Source organism: Rhodococcus sp. SG20037 (assembly GCF_031763325.1).
Lineage (GTDB): Bacteria > Actinomycetota > Actinomycetes > Mycobacteriales > Mycobacteriaceae > Rhodococcus_F > Rhodococcus_F qingshengii.
In genome coordinates this window covers 2,610,718-2,625,152 of record NZ_CP134497.1, presented here as the reverse complement: position 1 = coordinate 2,625,152, position 14,435 = coordinate 2,610,718, and the positions used below count along the sequence as shown (strand labels likewise).

The window sequence follows — 14,435 nt, the reverse complement described above, 5'->3', positions numbered from 1 at the left end:
TGCTGGGTAAATTCGGTGCTGTTTAGACGAATTATCTGATCAGCTTCACACGGACGACCTGTCGGACAAAGCTGTCCGAGAACTCGGCAAAGCAACAGTAAAATACACCTCTGGCTCCCGGCGAGTTCGCCGAGAGCCAGAGGTGTATTTAATTCGATCTAGTGTGCAGCGTCGAAAGCGTCGATGATTTCCGCTTTGATACGCCCACGCGGAGCAACTTCGTAACCGTTCTTACCTGCCCAGTCACGGATGGCCTGGAGCGTTTCCTTGGAGCGTCCGGAACCTGATGTGGCCTGCGGAGATGCAGCCTGAGCCTTCTTGCCGCGCTTCCCGCTCACCTTCGCAGCAGCCTCCACGAACGGCTTTACCGCAGCGTCGAACTTCTCTGCATTGGTGGCGCGCAGATCGATCACGTAATCCGTTCCCTGGTAAGAGAACTCAATTCGATCACCGAATCCATCGTCAATCGGCTTACCATCAAGGTCGTCGATGAGTTGCCGAATCAGCTTCTCAGCCATTGCACTCCTCTTTCAATGATCGATTCAATTCTCCTTCACAATACACAGATAGAGCGTTGATGAACAAAAGAAGTTCGAAAGCCTTCACCGTTTCCGAACAGACTCAATGGTCCGAATTAGCAGCGGGTTAGCGGCATTGCCTCGACCGAACACGACCCTGAAAATTCTGCCCATTCATCCCTCGGATGCCGGGTGTCAATCAATGCCCGCCGTCATCGTGATCCAGACTAATCGGACTTCCATGCACATTGACCTGAGGCTTTCCTGAGACCCGTCGAACTTGCAGGTCGGGTCGGCGAAACGCATCGAGAATTACATTGCACACAGTCGAGCAAATTCGTGAAAAATAGCCCTGACGTGCCATTTCCGATGCGCTGCGGGTATTGACGATTCACGGTCTTCGCAAACGATTAGTGAGCATCGCCACGCATGGTCTGACGGGCGCAGAAGTAGTTCACGTACTACCGCGTCCGAAACCAACCACTGGAATCAGAACTTGCAAATCCCTCCAGTTCGAGCAGAGGAAGAGTGGCACGAACCTGAGCTATGAGCAATCCCGATTCCTCGGACAACTCACGCGTACTGCGAGACCCCGTTCCCGGCAATGCTTCGTATACCAATCGAGAATTGCCTCGCAATGCGTCGATGTCACGCGTCGCGGCCGCATCCTCCGCGGAATCCCCGACACCAAATGGGCCTGACGCTTCGACTACATCCACGGCATTGGACACGAGTTGCGCTTCACCTTCTCGGATCATCCGGTGGCATCCGGTCGACGATGCCGAGGTAACCGGTCCGGGCACCGCCATCACGGGACGGCCTAACTTCCGAGCCCAATTGGCGGTATTGCGTGCACCACTGCGCCAACCCGCCTCGACCACCACTACTCCGTCCGACAACGCAGCTACCAGTCGATTCCTTGCCAGAAACCGGAACTTTGCAGGTGTTGTGCCCGGCGGATATTCACTTATCACTGCACCCGAACTCGCTATCTGTTTGAGTAGTCGCGCATGCCCTGACGGATACGCTCGATCCACGCCACAGGCCAAGACAGCCAGTGTGTTTCCACCTACGCCCAATGCAGCGCGGTGCGCGGCCCCGTCGATACCGAAGGCCGCCCCGGAAATCACGGTCCATCCGTCGACAGCGAGGTCACCGGCAATCTCTGCCGTCACGTGTTCGCCGTACGCAGTAGATGCCCGCGTGCCCACAATTCCAACCGATCTCTCGGTCAGATCAACCAAATCCCCGGACCCCAACACCCACAACACAAATGGCGCCGTCTCACCCCCGGAGGGATCGAGTCCGTCGAAGGAAAGCATTCGCCACGCCGGCCAATCGGCGCAGTTCGGTGTTACGAGCCTGCCACCCATCGCCTCCATCAGGTCGAGGTCTCGTTGGGCTGTGTCGATGTGAGCGCGGGCTCGTGTCTTCTCCTCGATCGCGGGTGGCAGATCGCCGTTGCGGACCGCCCTCGCAGTTTCTTCGACCCCGAGCTCGTCGATCAACATGGACATATACGCGCTTGGGCCCTGCACGACGCGGGACAGATATGCCCAAGCGAGTAGTCGTGGATCGTGTGTAGTCATTGGAATCCCCTGTCTCGGAAGTCGAGTGCGGTGACAACTTGGTCTGGTCCGGGCATCGCCTCACCTGCCAGATCGGCGACACTCCAGGCAACCCGCAACGCTCGGTCCGCCCCACGAGCAGTGATGACACCTTTACGCAGCGCCCGTTCCACCGGCGCCAGCGCTGCACGCGAGAGTCTGAACTTCTGTCTCAACGCCGGCCCTGGTACCTCCGCGTTGGTCCGCCACCCGTACTCACTCCACCGCTGGGCCGCAGTGTCTCGAGCCGCCGCCACGCGCGCACGAACATCGCTGGTGCTTTCTCCCACTTCGTCGATCAGCGCGCCGGTTGCAACGGCCTGCATCCGGACCCTGATGTCGACTCGGTCCAAGAGCGGGCCGGACAATTTCCCCAGGTAACGGCGACGCGCCGCGGGTGCGCAGACGCAGTCCGCGTCTCGCGGCGGCGCGCATGGGCAGGGATTGGCGGCCAGGATCAGCTGGAACCGCGCCGGGTACCGCGCAACTCCGTCCCGCCGGGCGATTCGCACTTCCCCGTCTTCGAGTGGCGTGCGTAACGCTTCGAGCACCTTCACCCCGATCTCGGCACATTCGTCGAGAAACAGCACGCCGCGATGGGCGCGGCTGACCGCACCAGGACGAGCCATCCCACTACCACCACCCACCAGCGAACTGACCGACGAACTGTGATGCGGCGCAATGAAAGGCGGCATATCGATCAACGGCCGATCCTCCGGCAACACCCCCGCCACCGAATGAATCGCCGTCACCTCCAACGACTCCCCCTCCGTCAACGGCGGAAGAATCCCCGGAAGCCTCTGCGCCAACATCGTTTTCCCGATCCCCGGCGGACCCGTCAACATCAAATGATGCGCACCCGCCGCAGCAACCTCGATCGCCCACCGAGCATCCGTCTGCCCGACAACCTCACTCAAATCCCGCACCGCCACCACACCAGCACGCTCGAAAACATCAGGAACAACCAGCGCCAACTCCCCACGCAACCACCCGATCACCGCGGACAGATCGTCAGCGCCCAGCACCTCGATCCCCTTCACCAAGCCCGCCTCAGCCAACGCCCGAGCCGGAACCACCACAGTCCCCCACCCCGCTCGCTTCGCCGCAAGCACCGCAGGCAACACACCACGCACCGTCCGCAAACGACCGTCGAGCGCCAACTCCCCCAAAAACACAGTCTCCCGCAACAACTTCCGCGGCAACTTCTTCGCCGCATCGAGAACCGACAACGACAACGCCAAATCGTAAACACTGCCCACCTTCGGCAACGTCGCCGGCGACAACGCCAAAATCACCTTGCTGTCCGGCCACTCCTCACCAGAATTGGTCACCGCGGCCCGAATCCGATCACGCGACTCGTGCAACGCCGTATCAGGCAGCCCCACCAAATGCACCGCAGGCAACCCGCGCCCGATATCCGCCTCGATCTCCACGATCTGCCCGTCCACACCACTGACCGCAACAGAATGCGCCCGCCCCAACGCCATCAGAACGCATCCACAAAATGCTCGACCGAAGGCACACCGTCGCGACCGATCAACACAGCCACCACATCAAAACGCACCCTCGACCACGACCGACCCGAATCAGTGAGCCACTGCATCGCCAACACCCGAATCCGACGCTGCTTCGCGAACGTCACCGACTCCGCCGGACTCCCGTACCCGACACCCGACCGAGTCTTCACCTCCACGAACACAATTCGATCACCGGACGTCGCAATCACATCCAACTCGCCGTACCGACAACGCCAATTGCGTTCGACAATCTCCAAACCCGCATCGATCAGGAACTCGACAGCCACATCCTCGCCCCGAGCCCCCAACGCCATATTCCTCGCCATCGCAGCCCCCACCACTCACACGACCGCGCGCCCGCCCCATACGAAGCGCGTCCCAACCACCACCCTCGACCCACCACCACAAAACCAAGCCATCCGAAAACAACCTGTTCACAACTCGGAACCTGTGGAATTCGGCAGCGCGACACACCAACGGCGACCCGAAACCTGACAATTTTCTGAAATCAGCCACATCTTGGACGAAAGTCCAGTAGAACTAGTTACAGTTTTGCTCAAACCGTCACGCACCCCGCTGAATGGAGTTCTACATGGCCCGCCGCTCACTTCGCCACGCAGTAGCAACCACTACATCCCTCGTTCTCATCGCCGCCGGCGTCACTGTTGGACTTGGAGCCTCGGTGGCGCAAGCAGCACCGGCATGCGCGCTCAACCAGTCGGTCACCGACAGTTGGGCCGGTTCCCTCGGGACGCCGTACACCGTCAGCAAGGAGGTTGTCGGCGACGGCAAGGTCGCCCCGGGACAGACGGTCACCTACCTGACAAAGGTTTCCGGTTCGGGAGCACTCGTCAATCAGATCCGCGATTTCCACCCGGCAGGATTCCAGCTGGTCAAGGCTCGCCTGAACGTCAAATGGCTTATCGGCGACCAGAAGTGGGACGACGTCACCAAGACCGTCGTCGTCGGCAACAACTCCGTGGTGGCAAAGGGCGGCGGATGGACCACTGCTGGTGGCGGCATCATCGCATTGGAGACCACCTACAAGGTTCCCGATAACGCAGTTGTCGGCTCTCAGCTCGACAGCGGCGCCGGCACCAACATTGTGCTGGCGGCGGGCGACTGGGACATCAATCCGATGGGCGTGTGTGTCACCATCCGGCAGCCGAACCCCGTCGAGGCCGGCGCCGGAAGCCTCGAAGACATGGGCTTCGGCTCGCTCAACTCCGGATCGGGCCAGGTATTCGGCTCCCTGACCGACCCGCAGGGGTCGATGACCAATGTCATCAGCGGCGTCCTGGGCAATGTGCTCGGCAACATGAGCTGACTCAGTTCAGATTAGTAAATGGGCCGAGCCACCAGCACATGCTGGCAACTCGGCCCATTTCTACGTTGCCGAACAAAGCTTTGCCGTCAACCGAGTTCAAGAAATCATCAGCAAATCACCGCGTCAGCTTTCCGCCGTACCGGGCGGGCGTCGTACCGAAGGTTTCCCGAAATGCGGCGATGAACCCACTACTGGTCCGGTAACCCACTTGCGGGGCAACGTCATTGACACCCTCACCCCGCGCGAGCATCTCGAGTGATGCGTACATGCGTGCTCGAGTCCTCCACTGTCCGAAGGTAATCCCGGTATCGGCGACAAAGGCACGCATCAAAGTCTTGGAACTGACCCCGAGTTCGCCCGCCCACTCCCCCAGCGTCCGTGCGTCTGCCGGATCGGCAAGGATGCGGGCAGAAACCGAACTCGCCGCAGCATTACGAGGAACCGCGAGGACGTCGTGCCGTTCGGGCGCGGCAGCAAGAATGTCGTAGAGCAACTCCTGACTCATCAACCGCCGAGCATCGTCGATGGTCCGATCTGCGAGATGGCGCAGCAATTGAGCGGACAAAGCATCGACTTCGAGAACCAGTGGCTGAGTCCACCTGGGCCCGCCAGGGCGTAGATCCGGACGCGCATAGGCCGCGATCATGCATCCCGCCGACAGAAGCGTCATGTCGTGGAGAACGGTGCCCGGCAACCAGACCAAGTGCTCGCTGTGCAGGTGCCACACATTGCCCCCGGCGGCGATCTGCATCGTCCCTTCACTCATCCAGGCGATCTGATGCTCCGGGTGGCGGTGAGCCCCGTACGCGGTCACGCCCTCGACTACGTTGGCGTAAACCTGAAAATCTTTGAATGTCCGTCCGCGACTATCGGGCAGCGCTAGCAATGACTTTGGGCGAGTCGAGTACTCGATAGTGGACATTTCGCGTCTTTCTGGGCGTATCCGAGTCCATCCGGAAGGATGGACCGACGATTCCGCAAAGGTTAGCCTCACTTTATTGCCGACGCTACCAGTTCATTACTTCATGCGGAACTCAGATCATTCGCCCACCACCCCGAAGGAGCATGCACGTGCCCTCACGTAGCACCCGAATCCTCGCCGCCCTACTCACTACGGCCGCGATCATCGGGTTCTCGACCGCCTGCGGAACCGCGCAAGGCGTCGACACCGCATCAGCGCTCCAGACCAACGACGCATTCCCCGTGACGATTGAGCACGCACTGGGTTCGACGACAATCGACGCCGCACCACAGCGCGTCGTCACACTCGGATACACCGATCACGAACCACTGCTTGCCCTGGGGGTTGAACCCGTCGGAATGGCCGAATGGTGGGGCTCCGGCATGGATGAAAGCTGGCCGCGGACGAAGGACTACTGGAAAGGAAAGACTCCGACCTACATCAACAGCGGCGGAGACTTCAACTTCGAGCAAATCGCCTCCCTCGCACCAGATCTGATCCTCGCGCTGTACGCCGACATAGACACGGAAACCTACAAGAAGCTGACCTCGATTGCGCCGACTGTCGCGCAGAGCAAGGACTACGACGCGTACACAACGCCGTGGACCGACATGACGCTCACCGCCGGGCGCGCCCTCGGCAAAGGACCACAAGCTCAGCAACTGATCACGGATACCGAAAACGCGTTTGCCGCCGCCCGCGCTGCACACCCGGAGTTCGCCGGGCAAACCGCAACGATCGTCAACCTCGACACTCCCGAGGGATACGTGTTCTCGTCGCACGACCCACGCGGCATTTTCCTCTCGTCACTCGGGTTCACCCTCCCTGCGACGGTCGACGCATTCGTCGGCGACCAGTTCGGCGACTGGCTGCCGAACGAGCGATACGACATCCTCGAACCCGTTGATCGTTTGATCGTAATGGCCGATCCAGAGGGAGAGAAGGCCCTCGCCGGCAACACGCCCTACCAGCGCCTACCCGCCGTGAAGAGCGGAAATGCGATAGCCGTGCGGTACACCGCAGATCCCCCAGTCGGCGCGGCGATGTCCGGCAACACGGTCCTGAGCATTCCGTATGCCATCGACCAACTGACCGCCACATTGTCGAAGTAACCAACCATTCCAGGTATCGAAAATATGTTCGAATGATGCTAGCCTCAAACCCAGGAAGCACTCACGGACATCGAGGATCACCATGGACGAGGTACCGGACACCGCGTTAGATCTGGCTCGACTGGTCGACGAGCTGACGGTTCTCGACCAGCGACGCGTCGACATCGGCGAGAGTTTGGTTCATCTCGAGTACCTCTACTCCCAGATGGGCGCACGGCAACAAGCAGATGCTGCCCGAAAAGCCTTCCAGGAGAAGTATGTCGGACGAATCTACGAACTCGCAGACGGCCTGCGAACCTGAAAAGGGGTTGCACACAACCACTGACCGAGCGCATGGTCATTCCTGCACGACACACCGGACCGATCGGTTCGGCTGTGAACTATGTGGGAGAAATCTGATGGAGAAGATCACCAAGAGGCTGTGGAACTGGGCATCGATACTCGACGAGAACACTCGCGAGCAAGCGCTGCGTACGTCCCAGATGCCTTTTGTCCGTCCACATCTGGCGCTTATGCCGGATGCGCACCTCGGTGCGGGAGCGACGGTGGGTTCGGTCATTCCGACGGAAGGCGCAATCATACCCGCCGCCGTCGGAGTCGATATCGGCTGCGGAATGATCGCGGTCAAAACCCAGTTCAGCGCACGCGACCTTCAAGGCCGCGACCTGACCGTACTTCGCCACAGCATCGAACGCTCCGTCCCGCTCTCGGCAGGTGTCTACAACAAGACGCTGAGCGACACGGCGAAAATCCGCATCGCAGAACTCGAGGCGATGGCGGGCGATCGTCTGTCCTTCTACGACAAGTTCAAGAACGACTGGAGGTTTCAGCTCGGAACGCTGGGCTCTGGTAACCACTTCATCGAGGTGACGCTCGACGAGAGCGACGGCGTCTGGCTGTTCCTGCACTCGGGAAGCCGCGGTATCGGAAACAAGCTCGCGCAGCATCACATCAAGATCGCCAAGGACTTGTGCGAGCGGTGGTACATCAACCTTCCCGATCCGGATCTTGCCTACCTGGTCGAGAAGACGCCCGAATTCGACTCGTACATCACCGATCTCAACTGGGCTCAGCACTTCGCTCTGCTCAACCGCGAAGAGATGATGGACCGCGTCGTGAAGGACTTCGCGCATTTCATGGGAGACGGCAAGCCCGCGATCATCGACGAAGTCGAGCGGATCAACTGCCACCACAACTTCACCCAGAAGGAGTTCCACATGGGCAGGGGTGTGTGGCTGAGCCGTAAGGGTGCGATCAAGGCCGACGAGGGCACGCCCGGGCTCATCCCCGGTTCGATGGGGACGGCGAGTTACGTCGTCGTCGGAAAGGGAAACGTACCGTCGTTCAAGTCCAGCCCCCACGGCGCGGGTCGGGTGTACGGACGTAACCAGGCACGCAAGACCTTCACCATCGAAGATCTCGACAAGGCAATGGTCGGCATCGAATACAAGCGTTCCGCGGCGTTCCTCGACGAGATCCCGGGTGCGTACAAGGACATCGACGTCGTGATGGACGACGCGAAGGACTTGGTCGAGATTCGACACACACTGCGTCAGATTGTGAACGTCAAGGGCAACTGACCCCGCACAACTCCGCGAAATACGAAGTGCCCCGCCGATATCGGCGGGGCACTTCGTTGTCGAGATCAGTTTGGCAAGCGCAGATCAGTCAGGAAGGCGCAGATCCGGCTTGTCCAGCTCTTCGATGTTGACGTCCTTGAAGGTCACGACGCGTACGTATTTCACGAATCGCGCCGGGCGGTACATGTCCCACACCCAGGCGTCGGACATCCGCAGCTCGAAGTAGATCTCCCCGTCTGAATTGTGGGGCAGCAACTCGACCGTGTTGGCCAGGTAGAAACGTCGTTCGGTCTCCACGACGTAGGAGAACTGTCCGACGATGTCCCGGTATTCACGGTAGAGCGACAGCTCCATCTCGGTTTCGTACTTCTCGAGATCCTCGGCACTCATCGGTTTAGCCAGTCCTCCCAGTTCGTCTGAACGTCCATCATCCCGTACGGCCCGCGCGTTGTTCCAACCGGACTCCCGCAGCCACCACGTTGGCATAGGTCATGCGGTGCTCGGGGCACGGCCCCAGCGCGTCGAGAGCGTCCATGTGCAGTGGCGTGCTGTATCCCTTGTGAATCGCGAAGCCGTATCCCGGATGAGTGTCGTCCATCTCGGTCATCACACGATCTCGGGTCACCTTCGCGAGAACGCTCGCCGCGGCGATGCATGCAGCGGCGCCGTCACCGCCGATGACGGGTAGCGACGGAGCCGTCAGACCCGGAACCCGGAACCCGTCGGTGAGAACGTAGCCCGGTTCGAGATCGAGGCCCGCGACTGCTCGACGCATCCCCTCGATGTTGGCGACGTGGATGCCGATCTGATCGACTTCCGCAGCGGGAACAGAGATGACACTCCACGCCAACGCCAAGCGCTTGATCGCCGGGAAAAGCTCCTCGCGCGCACGTTCGGTCAGCTTCTTCGAATCGTCGAGCCGCGCGAGGGCTGCTTGCGGTTTCGGCGCCAGGACACACGCTGCAATGACAAGTGGACCAGCGCACGCTCCGCGCCCGGCCTCGTCGACGCCGGCCACCGGACCGAGTCCGGTTCGCGCCAACGCAGACTCCATCGTCCGCAGACCTGCCGATCTGCGAATGACAACGCGAGGGGGCCAACTACTCACTGTCTCTGCCTACTCGGAACTACGCGAATCCATGTGTGCGGTCCGACAACTCAGTTGCCCTGAATATCAGGCGCATCGATGCCGCCCATTCGCGACGGGGGAAGGACGATGAATCGCGCTTGACCGATGATGTTGTCGATCGGGACGGTTCCCTGGAACTCGTCGTCGACGTGGTAGCGCGAGTCGGCGGAATTGCTGCGGTTGTCACCCATGACCCACACGTGGCCCTCGGGAACGGTGATCGGCCCGAAGCAGCGGCCCGACTTCAGTTCGGTGTCACACGTCTGTGTTCCCGGGGTGAACGGGAAATCCATCTTGATGTACGGCTCGTCGAGCGGCTTGCCGTCGACCAGGACTCGGCCCTGATCGTCACAGCATTCGACGGTCTGGCCGCCGGTAGCGATCACTCGCTTGACCAAGTCGTTCTCGTCCGGCGGAACGAGGCCGACCCACGAACCGACCTCTTGAATGCCGCGGACGACAACGTTGTCGGACCGATTGGACACATATTTCGTGTTCCACGAATCGGGTCCCTTGAAGACGACGACGTCGCCGGGTTCCGGATCGCCGAAGCGGTATCCGATCTTCTCCACCACGATGCGGTCACCGGTACATCCCGCACAGCCGTGCAGTGTCGGTTCCATCGACTCGGATGGGATGAGAAAAACTCTGAAGACAAATGCCTGAAGGACGATGCTGAGTACCAGCGCTACGCCGATCAGAACAGGGAGTTCTCGCAGAAACGATCGCTGTTTCTTCTGCGGCCGATGTGAGGTCGGTTCCGCGGAACCGCTTGATCCCTCGTGATTCTCGGGTCCGGACGACAATGCCTGCTCCTTCGAAGAATCTGCCACAGAAACCAGATTAGCCCGACACCGCGCGTACGCGGTGCCGGGCTCATCGGAAAGATCAGCGCTTTTCCTTGATCTTCGCCTTCTTGCCACGAAGCTCACGGAGGTAGTAGAGCTTGGCGCGACGGACGTCACCGCGGGTCAGAACCTCGATGGAGGCCAGCGTGGGGCTGTGAACCGGGAAGGTGCGCTCGACGCCGACGCCGAAGGAGACCTTACGGACGGTGAAGGTCTCGCGAACGCCGCCGCCCTGGCGACGAATAACGACGCCCTTGAAGACCTGCACGCGCTCCTTGGAGCCTTCGATAACCTTGACGTTCACGTTGAGCGTGTCGCCGGGACGGAACTCGGGGATGTCGTCGCGGAGCGACTTTTTGTCCAGGAAGTCCAGGGTGTTCATATGTCATCCTTGTATTTCGCAGGAGCAGAGGAACCGAGCGGCACGCGTTTCGGTCTCCCGAAACGGCGCTCGTCTGGTTCGTGCCCAGATCAAGTGCTGCTGCCTGGTCCAGGCAACCCGTCCATTGTGCCAGACGCGGATACCAGCGGGGAAATCGGTGGCGGCGGAGCTGCGTGGATGGTGTGGTCCAGTTCCTGCTCGGCCGCGGTCATCGCATGTTCGACGCTCGGCGATCCGGCAATCAGATCCTGAACGTAGATCTTGGCCCGGATGACGGGCCGACGCCATTTCCGTTCACGTTCGAGCGCGCGGTTCATCCGTTTCGGCTTGCGCGTGTACCGCCAGCGAGCCCACGGTGCACCCGGCCGGCTCAGGCGGACCGCTCCGATTACCAGCAACGGGAAAACGAACAGACCGACGAGCCCCGTCCAGATCTTCCCCTTGAGAATCACGATGGCTGCCAAGGCGAAGTTGATCAACGCGACGAAAACGAAGACCAACTTGATCCACGGATCGCGTTCTTCACGGAATCCGGCGACGTCGAGAAGTTCGAGCGGGCGGAAACCCAGCAGCACCAGGCCGGTCACGGCGATCGCGACGAAGACCGCATCCACCGAGGTCCGACCTTGTTCGGACCAGTACACATCCTTCAGATAGAAGATCAGTGCGAACTCGTCGAGCACCAACGCAGCACCCATACCGAAGATCGCCGCCAGGACGGCACCGGTGGTCTGCGAACCATCGACGTAGACCGCGATCAACGCACCACCGGAGATCATCATGGCGATCACACCGAACACGACGTGATGCACATGCTGGCCTCCGGGCGCGATGTTGCCCGGCCACCATTTCACTTGCGCGCGAATCATCCGGACGCTGAGGCGGATGAAAAGGAAGGCGGACAGGAACCCGAGCAGGAAGAACAGCAACGGCAATCGGCCATGGGCGATGATCTCGCGCTCGAGCCACTCCCGCATCACTGTCCTCCCTTCACCGAATTCATGATCCGACCCTGATCGGATTCATACCGCCAACCGACTCGATTGTGACGATACGGACTACGAAAACCCGGCGGACGGATTTACTTGCCGAAGCCCGCCTTGCGCAGAGCGTCGGCCATCGACCCGGCAGCAGGCGCGCGGTTGTCCGGTCGCTGCTCGCGTCCGCCCTGGCGTCCGCCATTTCCTCGTTGCTGCCCCTGCCCTTGACGCTGGCCCTGCGGCTGGCCCTGCCGCTGGGGTTGCCCACCTCGCTGGCCTTCGGACTTGCGGGGCGCTCCCACCTCGTCGTCGAGACGAAGCGTCAGCCCGATGCGTTGGCGTGCCTCGTCCACTTCGAGGACCTTCACCTTGACGACGTCACCTGACTTGACGACCTCGCGTGGGTCCTTGACGAAGTTGTGTGACATCGCCGAGACGTGAACCAGACCGTCCTGATGAACTCCGATGTCGACGAAGGCACCGAAGGCTGCGACGTTGGTGACCACGCCTTCGAGGGTCATGCCGGGCTTGAGATGCGCGACCTTCTCGATACCTGCGGCAAAGGTTGCGGTCTTGAATTCGGGTCGCGGATCTCGTCCCGGCTTCTCCAACTCGGAGATGATGTCGGTGACGGTCGGTAGACCGAATCGCTCGTCGACGTAGTCGGACGCCTTGACCGATCGAAGTGCCTGCGAGTTTCCGATCACGGTGCGCACGTCCCCGCCTGCACTCGCGACGATCTTGCGAACCACCGGATATGCCTCCGGGTGGACGCTCGACGCGTCGAGAGGGTCGTCGCCGTCGGTGATCCGCAGGAAGCCTGCGCACTGCTCGAATGCCTTGGGTCCCAGGCGGGAGACATCCTTGAGACCCTTGCGGGATTTGAACGGACCGTTCTGGTCCCGATGCGCGACGATGCTCTCTGCAAGGGATCCTGCAATTCCGGACACCCGAGCAAGCAGCGGCACGGACGCGGTGTTGACGTCGACGCCGACCGAGTTGACGGCATCCTCGACGACGGCGTCGAGGGAACGCGAGAGCAGCGATTCGGTGATGTCGTGCTGGTACTGACCGACGCCGATGGACTTGGGATCGATCTTGACCAACTCCGCCAACGGATCCTGCAAGCGACGCGCAATGGACACCGCACCGCGAATCGAGACGTCGAGGTCGGGAAGTTCCTGCGACGCGTAGGCCGAAGCCGAGTACACCGATGCGCCTGCCTCGGAGACGACGATCTTGGTCAGGTTGGGCGCGCCGGTCTTCTTGATCAGTTCGGTAGCGAGCGTGTCGGTCTCGCGTGAGGCCGTGCCGTTGCCGATGGCGATCAGTTCGACGCCGTGTTCGGCGACCAGTCCGGCAAGCGTCGCGAGAGCCGCGTCCCACTTGTTCTGCGGCTGGTGCGGGTAAATCGTCTCGTAGGCAACAACTTTGCCGGTTCCGTCGACGACGGCAACCTTCGTTCCGGTGCGGAATCCGGGGTCGAGTCCCATGGTGGGTCGGGCGCCGGCGGGAGCTGCGAGGAGTAGATCCTTGAGGTTGGTGGCGAAGACGTCGACGGCGTCCTTTTCGGCCGACTGCCGCAGACGCATCCGAGTGTCGATACCGAGCGTGACGGCGAACTTCGTCTTCCACGCCCACTTGACGGTGTCGAGAAGCCACCCGTCGGCGGCCCGACCACGGTCGGCGATCTCGAACCGCGACGCGATGCGGCCTTCGTAGACCGTGCGCTCCCCCGACGCGAGTTCTTCGGTGTCTGCCGCCATGTTGAGCGACAGCACTTCTTCCTTCTCGCCGCGCAGGACGGCGAGGATGCGGTGCGAGGGCAATTTGGAGAACGGTTCCGAGAACTCGAAGTAGTCAGCAAACTTCGAGCCATCGGTTTCCTTGCCCTTGCGGACCGAGGAGACGACCTGGCCGCGATTCCACATCAGCTCACGCAATTCACCGACCAGATCGGCGTCCTCGGCGAAGCGCTCGACGAGGATCGACCGGGCACCGTCGAGCTGCTCGTCCGAATACTTCGCGGGATCGGTGGTGGGATCTCCGATGAGAGCATCGGCGACGGGCTCGTGGCCGGCCTCGCGGGCGATCTGCGCCTTGGTGCGCCGCTTCGGCTTGAAGGGGAGGTAGATGTCCTCCAGCCGCGCTTTCGTCTCGGCCAGCATGATCTGACCGCGCAGTTGATCGTCGAGTTTGCCCTGAGAGTCGATCTCCGTGAGCACGGCGTCACGACGGTCGTCGAGCTCGCGGAGATACCGCAGCCGCTCGTCCAGGAGTCGCAGCTGGGCGTCGTCGAGCGTGCCGGTGACTTCCTTGCGGTACCGGGCGATGAAGGGCACCGTGGCTCCGCCGTCGAGAAGGTCGACTGCTGCTGCAACCTGGCCTTCGCGGACGTCGAGTTCCTCGGCAATGCGCTGGTTCACGGTCTTGAGAATCACGAGATCCGACCCTACCGCTATCCTGAGACAAGA

The 14,435-nt window shown here is 61.2% G+C and carries 15 protein-coding genes; 4 read left to right on the top strand and 11 right to left on the bottom strand.

Annotated elements, in window-relative coordinates; all coding sequences use genetic code 11:
- Nucleotides 1–158 precede the first annotated feature (158 nt).
- The 4 genes from RHP72_RS12175 to RHP72_RS12160 all read right to left on the bottom strand — a co-directional run bounded on the left by RHP72_RS12175 (nt 159) and on the right by RHP72_RS12160 (nt 3,968).
- On the bottom strand, nt 159–518 hold the full coding sequence (locus tag RHP72_RS12175; protein WP_003942721.1) for an Lsr2 family protein: 360 nt from the start codon (nt 516–518) through the stop codon (nt 159–161).
- 461 nt (nt 519–979) lie between these two features.
- The gene (dprA, locus tag RHP72_RS12170) at nt 980–2,107 is read right to left on the bottom strand and encodes a DNA-processing protein DprA (protein ID WP_165638302.1); all 1,128 of its coding nucleotides are present in this window, start codon (nt 2,105–2,107) and stop codon (nt 980–982) included.
- Nucleotides 2,104–3,612 (bottom strand): YifB family Mg chelatase-like AAA ATPase, encoded by a 1,509-nt coding sequence (locus tag RHP72_RS12165; RefSeq protein ID WP_311094720.1) that lies wholly within the window; start codon nt 3,610–3,612, stop codon nt 2,104–2,106. The genes dprA and RHP72_RS12165 overlap by 4 nt, the downstream gene beginning before the upstream one ends.
- Complete coding sequence (locus RHP72_RS12160) at nt 3,612–3,968, bottom strand: YraN family protein (RefSeq protein WP_063316738.1); 357 nt, start codon at nt 3,966–3,968, stop codon at nt 3,612–3,614. Before RHP72_RS12160 ends, RHP72_RS12165 begins: the two co-directional genes overlap by 1 nt.
- A gap of 266 nt (nt 3,969–4,234) precedes the next feature.
- On the opposite strand from RHP72_RS12160, the gene RHP72_RS12155 reads away from it, so the two are divergent.
- Nucleotides 4,235–4,969, top strand: a complete 735-nt coding sequence (locus RHP72_RS12155; protein WP_030535439.1) for a hypothetical protein — start codon at nt 4,235–4,237, stop codon at nt 4,967–4,969.
- 115 nt (nt 4,970–5,084) lie between these two features.
- Here RHP72_RS12155 and RHP72_RS12150 read toward each other — a convergent pair whose 3' ends face one another.
- Nucleotides 5,085–5,783 (bottom strand): AraC family transcriptional regulator, encoded by a 699-nt coding sequence (locus RHP72_RS12150; RefSeq protein ID WP_287977138.1) that lies wholly within the window; start codon nt 5,781–5,783, stop codon nt 5,085–5,087.
- Nucleotides 5,784–6,034: 251 nt separating this feature from the next.
- Here RHP72_RS12150 and RHP72_RS12145 point away from each other — a divergent pair, with 251 nt between their 5' ends.
- The 3 genes from RHP72_RS12145 (at nt 6,035) to RHP72_RS12135 (ending at nt 8,622) form a co-directional block, all read left to right on the top strand.
- Nucleotides 6,035–7,042 carry an iron-siderophore ABC transporter substrate-binding protein gene (locus RHP72_RS12145; RefSeq protein ID WP_311094719.1) on the top strand — a complete coding sequence of 336 codons (1,008 nt, stop codon included), beginning with the start codon at nt 6,035–6,037 and terminating at the stop codon, nt 7,040–7,042.
- An 82-nt stretch (nt 7,043–7,124) separates the two neighbouring features.
- Nucleotides 7,125–7,343, top strand: coding sequence for a hypothetical protein (locus RHP72_RS12140; protein ID WP_003942716.1), 219 nt, complete (start codon nt 7,125–7,127; stop codon nt 7,341–7,343).
- Nucleotides 7,344–7,440: 97 nt separating this feature from the next.
- Nucleotides 7,441–8,622: an RtcB family protein gene (locus RHP72_RS12135; protein WP_311094718.1), complete on the top strand. Its 1,182-nt coding sequence runs from the start codon at nt 7,441–7,443 to the stop codon at nt 8,620–8,622.
- Nucleotides 8,623–8,706: 84 nt separating this feature from the next.
- On the opposite strand, the gene RHP72_RS12130 is transcribed toward RHP72_RS12135, so the two are convergent.
- From RHP72_RS12130 to RHP72_RS12105, 6 genes are all read right to left on the bottom strand, one after another.
- Nucleotides 8,707–9,012, bottom strand: a complete 306-nt coding sequence (locus RHP72_RS12130) for a DUF2469 domain-containing protein (protein WP_003942715.1) — start codon at nt 9,010–9,012, stop codon at nt 8,707–8,709.
- A gap of 37 nt (nt 9,013–9,049) precedes the next feature.
- Nucleotides 9,050–9,730, bottom strand: coding sequence for a ribonuclease HII (locus RHP72_RS12125; RefSeq protein WP_076948478.1), 681 nt, complete (start codon nt 9,728–9,730; stop codon nt 9,050–9,052).
- A 50-nt stretch (nt 9,731–9,780) separates the two neighbouring features.
- Entirely contained in the window at nt 9,781–10,584 is an 804-nt protein-coding gene (gene lepB, locus RHP72_RS12120; protein ID WP_003942787.1) for a signal peptidase I, read from the bottom strand.
- Nucleotides 10,585–10,639: 55 nt separating this feature from the next.
- Nucleotides 10,640–10,981: a 50S ribosomal protein L19 gene (gene rplS, locus RHP72_RS12115; RefSeq protein WP_003942791.1), complete on the bottom strand. Its 342-nt coding sequence runs from the start codon at nt 10,979–10,981 to the stop codon at nt 10,640–10,642.
- An 89-nt stretch (nt 10,982–11,070) separates the two neighbouring features.
- Nucleotides 11,071–11,958, bottom strand: a complete 888-nt coding sequence (locus RHP72_RS12110; RefSeq protein ID WP_003942742.1) for a hypothetical protein — start codon at nt 11,956–11,958, stop codon at nt 11,071–11,073.
- A gap of 104 nt (nt 11,959–12,062) precedes the next feature.
- Nucleotides 12,063–14,402 carry a Tex family protein gene (locus RHP72_RS12105; RefSeq protein ID WP_311094717.1) on the bottom strand — a complete coding sequence of 780 codons (2,340 nt, stop codon included), beginning with the start codon at nt 14,400–14,402 and terminating at the stop codon, nt 12,063–12,065.
- Nucleotides 14,403–14,435 lie beyond the last annotated feature (33 nt).